This window comes from Vreelandella sp. EE27 (assembly GCF_968206495.1).
Genome location: NZ_OZ309109.1, coordinates 318,509 through 332,643, shown reverse-complemented (window position 1 = coordinate 332,643; position 14,135 = coordinate 318,509). Strand labels below are relative to the sequence as shown.

General features: G+C 59.0%; 16 protein-coding genes. 11 read left to right on the top strand and 5 right to left on the bottom strand.

Going from position 1 to position 14,135, the window contains the following annotated elements:
- The first annotated feature begins 5 nt into the window (after nt 1-5).
- From ACWHVV_RS01625 to ACWHVV_RS01610, 4 genes are all read left to right on the top strand, one after another.
- On the top strand, nt 6-746 hold the full coding sequence (locus ACWHVV_RS01625) for a TSUP family transporter (RefSeq protein ID WP_447927778.1): 741 nt from the start codon (nt 6-8) through the stop codon (nt 744-746).
- Nucleotides 747-847: 101 nt separating this feature from the next.
- The gene (locus tag ACWHVV_RS01620; RefSeq protein WP_447927777.1) at nt 848-1,234 is read left to right on the top strand and encodes a hypothetical protein; all 387 of its coding nucleotides are present in this window, start codon (nt 848-850) and stop codon (nt 1,232-1,234) included.
- A gap of 206 nt (nt 1,235-1,440) precedes the next feature.
- Nucleotides 1,441-2,559, top strand: a complete 1,119-nt coding sequence (locus ACWHVV_RS01615; RefSeq protein ID WP_447927776.1) for an alkene reductase — start codon at nt 1,441-1,443, stop codon at nt 2,557-2,559.
- 202 nt (nt 2,560-2,761) lie between these two features.
- On the top strand, nt 2,762-3,358 hold the full coding sequence (locus tag ACWHVV_RS01610; RefSeq protein ID WP_447927775.1) for a cell division protein ZipA C-terminal FtsZ-binding domain-containing protein: 597 nt from the start codon (nt 2,762-2,764) through the stop codon (nt 3,356-3,358).
- A gap of 2 nt (nt 3,359-3,360) precedes the next feature.
- On the opposite strand, the gene ACWHVV_RS01605 is transcribed toward ACWHVV_RS01610, so the two are convergent.
- Both ACWHVV_RS01605 and ACWHVV_RS01600 read right to left on the bottom strand, forming a co-directional pair.
- Nucleotides 3,361-4,950, bottom strand: coding sequence for an ABC-F family ATPase (locus ACWHVV_RS01605; RefSeq protein ID WP_447927774.1), 1,590 nt, complete (start codon nt 4,948-4,950; stop codon nt 3,361-3,363).
- Nucleotides 4,951-5,055: 105 nt separating this feature from the next.
- Nucleotides 5,056-5,901, bottom strand: coding sequence for a sirohydrochlorin chelatase (locus tag ACWHVV_RS01600; protein ID WP_447927773.1), 846 nt, complete (start codon nt 5,899-5,901; stop codon nt 5,056-5,058).
- Nucleotides 5,902-5,969: 68 nt separating this feature from the next.
- Between ACWHVV_RS01600 and ACWHVV_RS01595 the strand changes: the two genes are divergently transcribed.
- The gene (locus ACWHVV_RS01595) at nt 5,970-6,530 is read left to right on the top strand and encodes a gamma-glutamylcyclotransferase (RefSeq protein ID WP_447927772.1); all 561 of its coding nucleotides are present in this window, start codon (nt 5,970-5,972) and stop codon (nt 6,528-6,530) included.
- A 2-nt stretch (nt 6,531-6,532) separates the two neighbouring features.
- Here ACWHVV_RS01595 and ACWHVV_RS01590 read toward each other — a convergent pair whose 3' ends face one another.
- On the bottom strand, nt 6,533-7,060 hold the full coding sequence (locus ACWHVV_RS01590; RefSeq protein WP_447927771.1) for an HPP family protein: 528 nt from the start codon (nt 7,058-7,060) through the stop codon (nt 6,533-6,535).
- Nucleotides 7,061-7,166: 106 nt separating this feature from the next.
- The gene (locus ACWHVV_RS01585) at nt 7,167-7,460 is read right to left on the bottom strand and encodes a hypothetical protein (RefSeq protein ID WP_447527528.1); all 294 of its coding nucleotides are present in this window, start codon (nt 7,458-7,460) and stop codon (nt 7,167-7,169) included.
- A gap of 166 nt (nt 7,461-7,626) precedes the next feature.
- Between ACWHVV_RS01585 and ACWHVV_RS01580 the strand changes: the two genes are divergently transcribed.
- From ACWHVV_RS01580 to ACWHVV_RS01555, 6 genes are all read left to right on the top strand, one after another.
- Nucleotides 7,627-8,553, top strand: coding sequence for a LysR family transcriptional regulator (locus ACWHVV_RS01580; protein ID WP_447927770.1), 927 nt, complete (start codon nt 7,627-7,629; stop codon nt 8,551-8,553).
- Nucleotides 8,554-8,689: 136 nt separating this feature from the next.
- Nucleotides 8,690-9,718, top strand: coding sequence for a TRAP transporter substrate-binding protein DctP (gene dctP / locus ACWHVV_RS01575; RefSeq protein WP_447927769.1), 1,029 nt, complete (start codon nt 8,690-8,692; stop codon nt 9,716-9,718).
- A gap of 70 nt (nt 9,719-9,788) precedes the next feature.
- Nucleotides 9,789-10,286 (top strand): TRAP transporter small permease, encoded by a 498-nt coding sequence (locus tag ACWHVV_RS01570; RefSeq protein WP_447927768.1) that lies wholly within the window; start codon nt 9,789-9,791, stop codon nt 10,284-10,286.
- The gene (locus tag ACWHVV_RS01565) at nt 10,283-11,560 is read left to right on the top strand and encodes a TRAP transporter large permease (RefSeq protein ID WP_447927767.1); all 1,278 of its coding nucleotides are present in this window, start codon (nt 10,283-10,285) and stop codon (nt 11,558-11,560) included. Before ACWHVV_RS01570 ends, ACWHVV_RS01565 begins: the two co-directional genes overlap by 4 nt.
- Before the next feature lie 22 nt (nt 11,561-11,582).
- On the top strand, nt 11,583-12,383 hold the full coding sequence (locus ACWHVV_RS01560) for a M15 family metallopeptidase (RefSeq protein ID WP_447927766.1): 801 nt from the start codon (nt 11,583-11,585) through the stop codon (nt 12,381-12,383).
- A 77-nt stretch (nt 12,384-12,460) separates the two neighbouring features.
- Nucleotides 12,461-13,222 (top strand): SDR family NAD(P)-dependent oxidoreductase, encoded by a 762-nt coding sequence (locus ACWHVV_RS01555; RefSeq protein ID WP_447927765.1) that lies wholly within the window; start codon nt 12,461-12,463, stop codon nt 13,220-13,222.
- Here the strand turns inward: ACWHVV_RS01555 and ACWHVV_RS01550 are convergent, their stop codons facing one another.
- A complete protein-coding gene (locus ACWHVV_RS01550) occupies nt 13,223-14,122 on the bottom strand; it encodes a GGDEF domain-containing protein (protein ID WP_447927764.1) in 900 nt (299 codons plus the stop codon).
- Nucleotides 14,123-14,135 lie beyond the last annotated feature (13 nt).

Below are 14,135 nucleotides of genomic sequence, written 5' to 3'. Positions count from 1 at the left end.
GTCGCATGACATTATTGATGGGTGCGGTGTTCGCCGGCGTTGTGTTTTTGACGTCGCTTTTATCGGGCATTTTCGGCATGGCCGGCGGGCTGGTGCTTTTATGGTTTCTGCTGCTGGTGTTTCCCGCCGCCTCGGCCATGGCGGTTCACGGGGTCATTCAGCTCACTGCCAACGCCTCCCGCGCCTGGCTTTCGCGGCGTTACATCAATTGGCGGGTGGTCGCGCTGATGGCCGCGGGCGTGGCCGGTGCGGCGGGGCTTTTGCTGCTTTTCGACTACAGCCCCAACGCCGCCACGGTATCGCTTTTGATCGGCCTGCTGCCGGTACTGGTGTGGATGCCCAAGCGCTGGTTCTCGCTCAACGCCAACCGCGCAAGCCACGCACTGGCGTGCGGTCTCGCCTCCGGGGGTTTGACCATTGCGGCGGGGGTGTCCGGCCCGTTGATCGATATCTTCTTCGTGCGCTCGAACATGGACCGCCGCGCAGTCGTCGCCACCAAGGCGATGATCCAGGTAATCGCGCACAGTATCAAGATTCTCTTTTACCTGGGCTCGGCGCTGGCGCTTGGCGCCGGAGAGTGGGCCATGGTCCTGCTCGCCACGCCCTTTGCGCTTTTGGGCACCCAAACCGGCACGCGCATTCTGCACCGGCTGACCGATGCCAACTTTCGCGCCTGGACCCGCTGGATCGTCACCGTCATCGGGGTGTTTTACCTGATCCAGGGGCTCTACCTGCTGGCGGGCTAGCCCAGGCCGCGGGTTTGACACCGACACGGGCGCACGCTATCTTTGCATCTAAATGTAAATGAGAAACATTTTACTTTAATGAGTCGCAATGGAGCATCAGCATGAAAAGGTGGAGTGCCCCCCAGCCGCCGCGCCAACTTCGCCACACCGTGCTCTTTTTACGCACCTCGTTCGAAGCGATGCAGAACGCCATCGCCGTGCGCCTCGAAGACCCGCTGCCCTGCTGGCTGGATACCCATACGCTCTCGATGCTCGCCAGTGAGCTCAAACAAGCAAGCCAGGCCGCCAAATCTAGCCTGCCGCCGGATGCCTTCACCCAGCTCTGTGTGGCCTCCAACCAGTGCGAGCTGTTGCTGAAACAGTGCCCCGGCGTTTTAAGCAGCGCCGTGTGCCACCGCCAGTTGGGTGCGATCGTCACTGCCCTGACGACCGCCCTTGTCCATATGGCCGCCCCCGCGCCCAAAAGGCGCTGGTTCTGGCCGTCCTGATACCGCGTTAGCCAGCCACGCCCGGTGCGCCGGGCGGGTATTTAACGCCCATGCACTATTCATTTTTTTCAGGCATGCTCGAAACCGCGTCGGGATTAGCCCATCCAATAAGTGTATCGAGCGCCATATAAAATCGTAATTGGCGCTTGGTAGTAAACTGGTCTATTCTGCCCTGACACTATTTAATCGCAAGAAGGAGTTTGCTCATGGCGTTCGAGACACTACTCGCCCCTACCCAGCTTGGCAGCCTGCCACTTCCCAACCGGGTCATCATGGCGCCGCTCACCCGGGCGCGTACCCCGGACAGCGTTCCTGGTGAAATGCAGCAAGCCTACTATGGTCAGCGCGCCGGTTCGGGTTTGATCATCTCTGAGGCGACCAATATCTCGCCCACTGCGCGGGGCTACGTGTATACCCCGGGTATCTGGACCGACGAGCAAGAAGCCGGTTGGAAAAACGTCGTCGACGCGGTACACGCCAAGGGCGGACGCATTGCCATGCAGCTCTGGCACGTTGGGCGCGTTTCTCACGAAATGGTTCAGCCCGAGGGTCAAGCACCGGTCGCGCCCAGCGCCTTGAAAGGTGAAGGCGCCCAGGCCTTTGTCGAGTTCGAGGATGGCAGCGCCGGTCAGCACCCTGCGAGCACGCCGCGAGCGCTCGAGACCGACGAAATCCCCGGCATCGTCGAGGATTACCGCCAGGCGGCCGTTCGCGCCAAGCGCGCAGGCTTTGACATGATCGAAGTTCACGCGGCGAACGCCTACCTGCTCAACCAGTTTCTGGCCACCGGCACCAACAAGCGTGACGACCAGTACGGCGGCTCGGTCGAAAACCGTGCGCGCTTCCCGCTGGAAGTCGTCGATGCCGTCATCGAGGTGTATGGTGCCGACCGCGTGGGTATCCGCCTGACGCCGTTCATCGAGATTTTCGGTCTGACCGACGACGAGCCCAAGGAGATGTCGTTCTATCTGGCCGACGAGCTCGCCAAGCGCGGCCTTGCGTATATTCACTTGAACGAGCCCAACTGGGCCGGCGGTGACAATGAGTTCCCGGAAGGCTTTCGCGAGCAGATGCGCGAGCGCTTCAACGGCAGCATTATCTACTGCGGCCACTACGACGCCGAAAAGGGCGAGGCGCTGATCAAGAGTGGTAACGGCGACCTGGTGGCCTATGGTCGTCCCTATATCGCCAATCCGGACTTGGCCGAGCGTTTCCGGGCCAACGCGGCGCTCAACGAGCCAAACCACGACACGTTCTACGGCGGCGATGAAAAAGGCTACACCGACTATCCGTTTATGGATAACGGCCATGACCGCCTCAAATAAGCGTCGCCTTGTGATAGGTTATTGACGTTTATAAAACGTACTTGATTGATCCAAAGCACCACTCACGTGGTGCTTTTTTTATATCCTCGCGCCTGTAAAGCCTGCTATTTTCACCTACCTTATCGATAAGGTTTTAGGACGCCCATCGTCAAGGTTTGATTAAAGGCGTCCCTAATGTTGGTATCAGGCTCAGGGTGATAAAATGGACACTGTTTCCCTTCCCGTAGGATTTGCGCTTTTTTCGCTGCTTCTCGGCGTGGTCGCTATCGCGATTTTCGCTTATTTGGCGCTGGCGAAAAAACGCCGCATCAAAGCACCCAGGGTTGCGCCGCCGACCCACCCGCCCCGCGCGCAAGCGTCTCAAGCGGCCGCGCCCACGGCGCCCACCCCGGCGGCGAATAGAAAAAAGCAGCACTCGCTGTTCGTGATTTTCGCCCAGCCAGACGTGACCACCGACGAGCGCCTGACCGAGTGGCTACGCGGCAAAAACGCCCGGTTCGACCCGCTCAAAAAGGTATTTTTGATCGACGGGCAAAAGCGCACCAACCCGATCGTCGTCGCCAACGCCTTTCCCCCGGGGGAGATGCCGGACCTGTTGCGGGGCGAAACCGACGGCACCATTCGCGGGGTCAGTTTGCTGGTCAAGCCGCCCATTCATCGGCGGCGCAACCAGCAGATGCACGTTTACGTGGCGCTGGCCAAGGAGATGAACGACACCTTCAAGGGCGATATTCTCGATAGCGAACAAAACCCTGTCTCGGAAGCGACCTACCAGCACATATTGGGCGAAACCCAGTAGGGTTAGACGACGCCCTGGCTTTTCAGGTAGTCGTCGTAGCTGCCGCTGAAGTCGATGATTCCCTCGGGCTGCATATCCAGAATACGCGTGGCCAAACTCGACACGAACTCCCGGTCGTGGCTGACGAAAAAGAGCGTACCGGGATAGTTCTCGAGCGCCAGGTTGAGCGCCTCGATGGACTCCATATCCAGGTGGTTTGTAGGCTCGTCCATCAGCAGTACATTGGGGTTGGTCAGGGTCAGCTTGCCAAACAGCATCCGGCCCTGCTCGCCGCCGGAAATCACCTTAACCGACTTGCCGATATCGTCGCTTGAGAAGAGCATGCGACCAAGCGCACCGCGCACCACCTGCTCGCCGCCTTGCGTCCACTGGCCCATCCACTCGAACAGGGTGGCATCCTCGGCGAAGTCTGCCGCGTGGTCCTGGGCGAACACGCCAAGCTCGGCGGCGTCGGTCCACTTTACCTCGCCGCTGTCGGGTGCGAAATCGCCGGACAGGGTCTTCAAAAGTGTGGTCTTGCCGATGCCGTTGGGGCCGATGATGGCTACGCGCTCGCCGGCTTCGACCCCCATGGAGAAGCGCTCGAACAGCGGCTTGTTGCCATCATAGCCTTTGGTGATCGCCTCGACGTTCAGCGCATTACGGTGAATCTTTTTGTTCTGCTCGAAGCGGATGAACGGGCTGACCCGGCTGGAAGGCTTGATGTCTTCGAGCTTGATCTTGTCGATCTGGCGCGCCCGGGAGGTGGCCTGTTTGGCCTTGGAGGCGTTCGCCGAGAAGCGGCTGACGAACTGCTGAAGTTCGGCGATCTGGGCTTTTTTCTTGGCGTTGTCCGCGTGCTGGCGCTCGCGGGCGGCGGTGGCCGCGGTCATGTAGTCGTCGTAGTTGCCCGGGAACAGGGTGATCTCGCCGTAGTCCAGGTCCGCCATGTGGGTGCAGACGCTGTTCAGGAAGTGGCGGTCGTGGGAGATGATCACCATGGTGCTGCTGCGCGCCTTGAGCATGTCTTCCAGCCAGCGGATGGTGTTGATATCCAGGTGGTTGGTCGGCTCGTCGAGAAGCAAAACGTCCGGATCGGAGAACAGCGCCTGGGCGAGCAGTACGCGCAGTTTCCAGCCCGGCGCTACCTCGCTCATGGGGCCGAAGTGCTGCTCGATGGGGATCCCCAGGCCCAGCAGCAGCTCGCCGGCGCGCGCCTCGGCGGTGTAGCCGTCGAGCTCGGCAAAGCGCACCTCGAGATCCGCCACGGCCATGCCGTCCTCTTCGCTCATTTCGGCCATCGAGTAGATGCGCTCGCGCTCTGCCGCGACTTTCCAGAGCTCGGCATTGCCCATGACGACGGTGTCGATCACGCGTTCGTTCTCGAACGCGAACTGATCCTGGCGCAGCTTACCCAGGCGCGTGCTGCTATCGAGCATCACCTGGCCGGCGGAAGGCTCGAGCTCGCCGCCGAGAATCTTCATGAAGGTCGACTTGCCGCAGCCGTTGGCACCGATCAACCCGTAACGGTTACCGTTGTTGAATTTGACCGAGACGTTTTCAAACAGGGGCTTGGCCCCGAACTGCATGGTGATATTGGCGGTGGCGATCAAGAGGAGCCCCTGGTTGATGATGAGTGCACACGTGCGCGCATTAAAGGCTCGCGATTCTACGCGCTCTCACCGCGTCTGGCACTACCGTAACGCGCCCAGCACGCTTTAGGGCAGCGTCAGTAAAACCCGGCCTTCATCCAGCGCCTGACGCAGCCGCGTGTGCAGGATCGCCACGATGCCATCGTGCTCACCGGCCAACTGCGTGGTGACTACCTCGAGGTTTGGGTGACGCGCCTGGGCAGCGCGGCAGATCTCGGCGATATCGCCGTCTTCCCCGGCGTGGCGCCCGGGGGACAGGAATAAAAGCGCCACCACCACGGTGGCACTATTAAACCTATCGCTTTCCAAAAGATGCTCCAAAAGCGGCTCGTTGAAGCGGTATTCGTCGCCTTCGCGGCGCTCCATGGAGGCCGGCGCCACGCAGGCGGCGCGCTCGCCCAGCACCGCGCCGAGCTGGCCCGCCAGGCGGTTACGCACCGCGGTGACCTCGAAGATCGGGCTGCCGTGATCCACCAGCACCACGCTGGGTGGCGCGCCTTCGGGCATTGTCTGGAGGACGTTATCGGCCAATAAATGCGCCAGGCGCAGGTCGTTGTCGCCCTGCTCGTCCACCAGCGGCATCGCAACGCGCACCCGCACGTTTGGAAAGCGCGCTTGCAGCTCGCCCATGCGTTTGGGCAGATAGTCGGTCAGTGCACGGCTTGCGCCGAAGAAAAACGGCAGCACGATGATCTCGCGGGCCCCCGCCTCGGCGCTTCGTTCGGCGGCCGGGCCCAGCGTCTGCGCCGCTACGCCGCCGAGTGCCTCGGCGTCTACCTTGTTGGAGTGCAATAGCGAGGCGGGCTGGACCGTCTCGCCCAGCCGTTCGCTGAGTGCCCCCGCCACCCGGCGCAGGTTGAGCGTTGCCGCCGGGCGCAGCGAGCCGTTATCGACCAGGAAAATCGCGCGCATAAAAGCCTCCCAAAGAGCGTTTCAGGCCATGTTACCATGGCCGTTTACCGACTTTTTGTGGCGATTTCATGTTGATAGATACCACCGCCGTTAATCAAAGCCGCCGCCCTTTCGATGACAACGGCGACATCTGGCTATTCGGTTACGGCTCGCTGATCTGGAAGGCAGACTTCCCCTTTCTGGAGCGGCGAAGCGCCTACATCACCGGCTGGGAGCGCCGCTTCTGGCAGGGCTCCCACGACCACCGCGGAACACCGAACGCCCCAGGCCGGGTAGCCACCCTGGTACCGGTAGAAGGCGCGGTCTGTCACGGTATGGCCTACCGAATTACCGAGGAAACCCTGGCACCGCTCGATCACCGGGAAAAAAACGGCTACCTGCGCGAAATCACCCCGCTGCACTTTACAGACGCCAGCGAGGTGCAGGGGCTTGTCTATATGGCGACCGACGATAACCCGGCGTTTTTGGGCCCCGCCCCGCTCGACGCCATGGCGCGCCAAATCGCCGCCGCGGTGGGCCCCAGCGGCCCCAACCGTGACTACCTGGTCAATCTTGCCCAGGCACTGCGCGAGCTGAACGTAGAAGATGCGCATATCTTCGCGCTGGAAGAGCAGCTCAAACGATTTTGAGACTACCAGTAGCGCGGGTAACGGCGGTGGCGCGCCAGGTTATTGACCAGTATCGCCACGACCAGCATGACCACGCAGCCCATGCCGATCGGCAACAGCGGATACCACCACCCCATCTGGTGCACGCTCGTCCCGCCGCCGACCGCGATCAACGCCGCCGCCGCGCCAGGCGGATGTACCGTATGAGTCAGTTGCATGACCAGAATGGAGAGCGACACCGCCAGCGCCATGGAGACCGGCGTGGCACCCAGTAGCTGGTAGCAGGCAACGCCCACCCCGGCGGAGAGAACGCTGCCAAACAGCACGTGGCTTGGCTGGGCGAAGGGGCTTTCCGGGGCAGCGTAGATCAGCACCGAGGTCGCGCCGAACGAGCCCACGATCAACAGCTGCTGGCTAAGCCACTCGGCGCTGAGCCAGCAGATCAAGGCCATACCACAGAAAGCGCCGATCCAGGACCAGAGTGCATCCTGCCAGCCGACCCGGGCACGCTTGAAAGGCTCCCCGCGCATTTTGCCTAAATACGTTTTCATCACACTCACGCAAGCACTAAATGAGTGCGAATAATCGCAAAATGTACTCAATAAGCAAGTGGTGATTGATCAAGATCGAATGAATTTCATTCAATCAGACCCGACACTACATCATCAGCCACGAGAGAATGAAAAGCGCGATCAGGGTTTGCACGATACCGCCAATGATCGAACCGCGCAGAAACGACTTAATGCCGCCCCATAGAATCAGCAGACCGATGATCAGCACGGCAATGCTGAAAAAGGAGTCGTTGATGCCTAGCGAGCGCGTCAAGCCATCGATGAAGTCGCCAAACGCGCCGAAGAAGTTGCCAAAAATGCCCAGCAGGAACTCCACCACCACGCGAATTGCATCGCCGATGGCCTCGCCTACCCCGTCGAAAAATCCGTTTGCCTGCATGCGCGTCGTCTCACGTGGAAAGAAGTCCGGCATTGTCGGTTAAAACGTTTATCAGGGCAAAGCATGGGTACTACAAAGCAGTCGACTCTCCAGCACTCAATCTTGCTTTGAGCCTAGTCTGCTAAACTAGATTTCCTCTCATTTATGCTTTATCGGGTGATGTTTCATGCTCAACCAGCGCGCGCTCGTCTATTTGAACGAGGTCATCCGCCGAGGCTCACTGCGCCGAGCGGCGGCACATCTGGATGTTGACCCTTCCGCTCTTAGCCGCCAAATAAAGGCACTAGAAGAGACGCTTGGCAGCAAACTTTGCGAAAGAGCCGGCAGCGGTATGCGTGCCACTCAAGCAGGACAACTGCTCGCCCAGCATTTCAATACGCAGCGCGCTCAGGAAGAAGCGGTTCTCTCTCGGTTGACCGCGCTACAAGGGCTCTCTCACGGCAACGTACGTATCGCAGTAGGAGAAGGATTCATCGCTGACCTTATCGCCAAGCCGTTGGGCGAGTTCATGAATGCGTTCGAAGGTATCAACGTGGATATCCGCATGGCCGGCGTCAACGAGGCCGTCTCGCTTCTGAAGGATTACGAGGTAGATTTAGCGCTTTTATACGCTCCGCCCGTCGACTCGGCGCTTTATTGTCATGTGGAGACGCGTCAGCCGCTGGATTTAATCGTTCCGCCGAACCACCCGCTGTGCGAACTCGAGCGCCCCTTAACGCTAGTGGATCTCAGCCCTTGGCCGCTTGGCCTCATGGACAACCCTTTCGGTATGCGCCAGATGGTCAATATGGTCGAACAGCTAGAGCGTATCCACCTCGAGGCGCGTCTCTATACCAATTCTGTGGCGGTACTCAAAAATTTCGTACGCTCGAATATTGGGGTCACTTTCATGCCCGAACTGACCGTGGTGGATGAAATCGAGCGCGGCGAGATCGTTACGCTGCCCATGCAGTACCCCTTGATGAACGACGCCCGCGCGCAAATCGTGAGCCTCAAAGGCCATGAACTCACCGTTGCCGCCGCAACTTATCTCGATCACCTTCATCTCGGCATGCGCTTTTTCTCGACTGACGCGCCACGCCTGTTGCCTTAAAAACAACGCTTCAGGCATTGCATAGTCAACACTTCAATGCCTAACCTCATTCTGAGGTTCGATCAATAATAAATAGGTAATCCATTACCTGCTCACAACGATCTGATCATTATAAATTGAAGACAGGAGATCCCTTATGCTGCGTTTCACACCGAACCGCCTTGTCAGCGCCTGCTTGCTCGGTTCATTGGCCATCGCAGGTAATGCACTTGCTGCCACGACCATCAACCTGAGCTATAACGGCGCCCCGGACCCGGAAAAAAATGCGGTGCACGTTTTCGCCACTAACCTGAAAGAGCTGGTGGAGGAACGTACCGATCAGGAAATAGAACTGCGTCTTTTCGCCAACAGCATGTTAGGTGACGAAGAAGAGCGTATGGAACAAACGATGAATACGCCCATGCTTAACATTGCCTCTTTTGCTGGCATCTCACCTTTAGCGGACGAACTTTTTGTTAGCGCGATCCCCTTTTTGTTCGAAGATTTTTCAGATGCTCGCCGCTTTTTTGATGAGGGCACCTACTGGAAAGCTTTTAAGGATGAATTCAGTGAGCGCACTGGGGTAGAGATGCTCGCGGTGGTCGAGGAAGGCGGCTTTCTCTCCTTCACGAATAACGAACGACCCATCAGTCATCCGGACGACTTCGAAGGTCTACGTTTTCGTGCCATGGACCCAAGCCAGGTAGCACTTTACGAGTCCTTTGGTGCCTCAGGCACACCGATACCCTGGACGGAAACCTACTTGGCACTGCGTACCGGCGTAGCCAACGGCCAGATGAATCCGCCGATGTACATTATCCTGGGTAGCCTTTACGAAGTGCAGGATTACCTGACACTGGCCAATATCCAGTACTCCGATCAGTTTCTGGTAGGCAACAGCGCCATGATCGATAACTGGGACGATGAGCTTCGTGAGACTTTCATGGAGGCGGTCGTCGAGGCGAACCAGAACGCGCGTGAAAGCAATGAAGCGCAGGTCGAATCACGTATCGCCTACCTTGAAGAACAAGGCATGGAAGTAATTCGCCCATCTCAAGAAGAGCTTGAAGCGTTTCGTGATATCGGCCAACCCGCTTATTTTGAGTGGCTGGAAGAGCGCGGCATCGAGCAGCGCTGGATCGACATGGCGCTCGAGGATGCAGGCGAAAGCGGCACGGCACAGTAGCCAGTAACTTTTACCGCTTTAGGGGCCAGCAACCGCTGGCTCTTTTCCAAAGGCTTGCCGGAGCGATGCCATGCTAACCACCTTACGCCAGCGGCTGCTTACGATAAGCCGCCCCGTTACCCTCACGTTGGCCGGCGGTTTGCTGGCGATCAACGTTGCCATTATTTTATACGGCGTCTTCGCGCGCTATATAGCAGGTGGCGCACCTATATGGACCGACGAGCTCTCGCGTTTTCTTATCATTGCCACCGTGATGCTGGCAGCCGGAGTAGTATGGACAGAAGGTGGGCATATGCGGGTAGCGTTACTAGAGCGTCTATTACCCGCCCCCTTTTCAAAAGGGCTCAACCTCTACCAATGGGTAGTGACACTGTTAATCGCCCTGGGGGGAGCCTGGATAAGCTTTCGTTACGCACTTTCCCCATCAGTAGGGCTTTTCAAAACGTCCGGCTTGGGCATTAGCCGCTCAGTGCCGCTATGTTCTCTAGGCATCGGGTTTGCACTACTCGCCTGGCACGTACTTCTTTACGGGCCCGCACCGCTTAAAACCGTGGAGGATAACGCATGATTCTGACCATGCTGGGTGTCTTTCTCGCTCACGTGCTGCTCGGGCTGCCACTTTTCATCGCACTTTTAGTCACCGCTTTGACCGGGTTCCTATTCGTTGATCCCGCCATGATCTTGCGGATGATGCCCCAGCAGTTTTTTGGCGGCATCAATGTCTTCTCGCTGATGGCGATTCCGCTTTTCATCCTGGCGGGCAATTTGATGAACGCCAGCGGTCTCACCGAGCGCTTGATGGGCTTCGCCCGGCTGATCGTTGGACACCTGCGTGGTGGCATGGGGCATGTCAATGTGGTGTCGAGCGTCTTCTTCGCCGGCGTGAACGGCTCGGCAGTAGCCGATACGTCCGCGCTGGGTTCGCTGCTGGTCCCGGCCATGGAGAAAGAGGGATACTCCCGCGCCTTCGCCGCTGGCCTAACCGCGGGCAGTTCACTGATCGGGCCCATCATCCCGCCTAGTATTTTCATGATTCTCTACGCCTCGCTCACCAATACCTCGGTAGGCGACCTGTTCCTCGCCGGCGTCGTGCCCGGGCTACTGCTGGGCCTGGCCTTTATGGGCATGAACGCTTGGTATGCCTGGCGCCACGATTTGACCACAAACGGCCGTCTGCCCACTTTGAAAGAGCTGAGCGTGGCGTTCGTAGCCGCGCTGCCAGCGCTGATTGCCCCGTTCATCATCGTCGCAGGTATCGTGCTGGGTGTGTTCACACCGACCGAGTCGGGGGCACTAACGGCTCTTTACGTTGCGCTTTGCGGTGCGGTATTGGGTGGGCTGCGGCTGCGCCATTGCTGGCAAGCCATCAAAGACACCGCCCGACTTACTTCAGCGATCTTTTTGATCATGGCCGCATCGTCCATCATCAGTTGGCTGCTCTCCTACGCGCAAGTGCCGACGCAATTCGTCGACCTTCTCTCGCCGTACGTGGATAACATGGTCGTCATCTTGTTATTGCTTAGTGCGATCACCTTCATCACGGGGATGTTCATGGAAGAGGTGTCGGCACTAATGCTGCTCACACCCATCTTTTCGCCGGTGGCGATGATGGCGGGCATCGACCCGATCCACTTGGGCGTGATCATCACATTGAACATCACCATTGCGCTGATCACCCCGCCACTGGGAGCGTGCGTGTTCGTAGCCGCCGCCGTGAGCCGGCTGGAAATCGTCTCTCTATTCAGGACGATCTGGCCTTTTGTTCTCACCGCCGTGGCCGTACTGCTGCTATTGATCGTGTTCCCTCAGCTCACGCTTTGGCTGCCCACCTATTTTGGATAACACCGTGTTGGATGAAAAAGCGTTGCACACGAACCCTTTGAATAAAACCCTGGCCAACAAGACAGAGCCACTAAGTAACGAAGAGTGGCGGGCATTGCCGCCTATCCCTCACTATCCCGCGCCAGACTGGGAGCACGTCAACAGGCTCTCGATTCGGGACAATGGCGAACGGCTACTGCCAATGAGCCTGGCGCCCGCGCCCATCCGAGTCTTCCCTGCCTACGCGCGTTTGGGCATTCCTGGCGCGCTTGATGAGTGTTTCGTGCGTGAGGGAGTTTACCGAGCACTAGTGGCCGCTGCGCGGCGCCTGCCCAGCGGGCTGGGGCTGATCGTGCTGGATGGCTGGCGCCCTTGGCGAGTGCAGCAATATCTGTTCGAAACGCTGCAGCTGGCGATCCGTGATCGTTTCCCCGACCTCGACGAAAAGGCGCTGCTACTGCGCACCCGAGAGTTCGTCTCCCTTCCCAGTCAAGACGCCGCGGCGCCTAGCCCGCACCTCACCGGTGGAGCGGTGGACGTCACCTTGTGCGACGCGGACGGCGTAACGCTCGACATGGGCACGCTGTTCGACGAGGCGATCCCCGCCTCGCATACTGCCTACCTCGAGCGCTCTCTCGAGCACCACTCACTCGATGCCCGAGATCATCGGCGCCTGCTTTACCACATCATGACCGAACAAGGATTCACCAACTTACCGAGCGAATGGTGGCATTTCGACCGAGGCGATCAACTATGGGGACACTATCAAGAGCAATCCGAGGTGACTTACGGCTCGGCGGCACTGGATACGATCGAGAACCGCTGGCGCCGCCAGTTATGCTAAGCCTTCACGAACACGGCCCAAACCCGCTACATTAGAGTGGCGCAGTACAATATTCACGTCAGTCAGGAGGTTTTACGATGCCTAGCGTTTTGATTACCGGCGCCACGTCGGGCTTTGGCCGGGCCGCCGCCTACCGCTTTGCCAAGGCGGGCTGGTCTTTGATTTTGACCGGGCGCCGTGAAGAGCGTTTGAAAGCGCTCGAAAGCGAGCTTGGCGATCAGGTCAGCGTGCTCACGCTGACGCTGGACGTGCGCGATAGCGACGCCGTTACCCGCGAGCTTGGCAACCTGGACGAGGCGTTTTTACCGCTGACGTGCCTGGTCAATAACGCGGGGCTTGCACTAGCGCCGGGGCCGGCGCAGAACGCCGATTTAAAAGACTGGCACACGATGATCGACACCAATATTACCGGGTTGGTCAACGTCACCCACGCGGCGCTTCCGCTTTTGATCGATCACGGCGAAGGGGCGAGCATTTTGAACCTGGGTTCGGTGGCCGGGCACTGGCCTTATCCGGGTGGGCACGTGTATGGGGCGTCGAAGGCATTCGTCGAGCAGTTTAGCTATAACCTGCGCTGCGACTTGCTGGGGACCGGCGTGCGCGTCACCGACCTGGCACCGGGCATGGCGGAAACCGAGTTTACCCTGGTGCGCAACAAGGGCGATCAGGAAGCTTCGGACAAGCTCTATCGTGGCACGAGCCCGTTGCAGGCCGAGGATATCGCCGAACAGCTTTTCTACCTGGCCACGCTGCCCGCGCACATCAATATCAACCGTCTCGAGATCATGCCGGTACGTCAGGCGTGGTCCCCGTTTGCCGTGGACCGCGACAAGGACTGATTAGTAGCGGACCCGATTACGTCCTTGCTCCTTGGCCTGGTAAAGGGCGTTATCGGCGCGTTTCATCACGCTTTTTTGCGATTCGTTCAGGCGTGCCTCGATGACTCCCAGGCTGACCGTCACGCTGCCCACCTGGGGAAAGCGCGTCTTTTGTATACAGCAGCGGATCTTTTCCGCCAGCTGTACCGCCTGTTCGAGGGAGGTTTCCGGGGCCAAAATCATGAACTCTTCGCCGCCCCAACGGGCGCAGTGGTCCACTTTACGCAGGTTGTTTCTCAGTAGCCTGCCAAGCTTTGCCAGCACCTGGTCGCCGACGTCATGGCCGTGGCTGTCGTTGATCGTCTTGAAAAAGTCGATATCGAGCATGATCAGCGAGAAAGAGCGCACGTAACGGTTGAGCCGGTTGATCTCTTTTTTAAGCAGCTGGTCGAAGCGGGCGCGGTTATAAAGCCCGGTCAACGTATCGGTGGTGGCAAGGCGCTCGAGCTCGGCCTCTTTTTCGACGCGTTTGGAAATATCGCGTTGGACCAGTACCAGTACGCGCTCGGTGTAGCCGGGCATGGTAATCGCCGTAACGCGCCACTCGATCAGTATGCTCGGCTTACCCGCGCTTAGCGGGCTCTTATCGAGCCCGCTAAGCGAGTAGCCAGCGTCCACGTCCCCCTTGGCTAGCGCACAACTTAGCTTGCGCAGTAGCTTTCGGTTGTCGATATCGTGACTCACGATTTTAGGCGATGCGCCCAGCCACTGCTTGCGCTCTCCGCCCCAGAACCGCGTGTACTCATCGCTGGCATCCAGAATATGCAAGCCCATGCTATCCGGCCGGCCGCCCAAAATGGCGATGGCTTGGCGATTGGGCTCCATAACAGGAGGAGTTGGCGTTACCAGAGGTTCCAGCATGTATTTTCGTCCA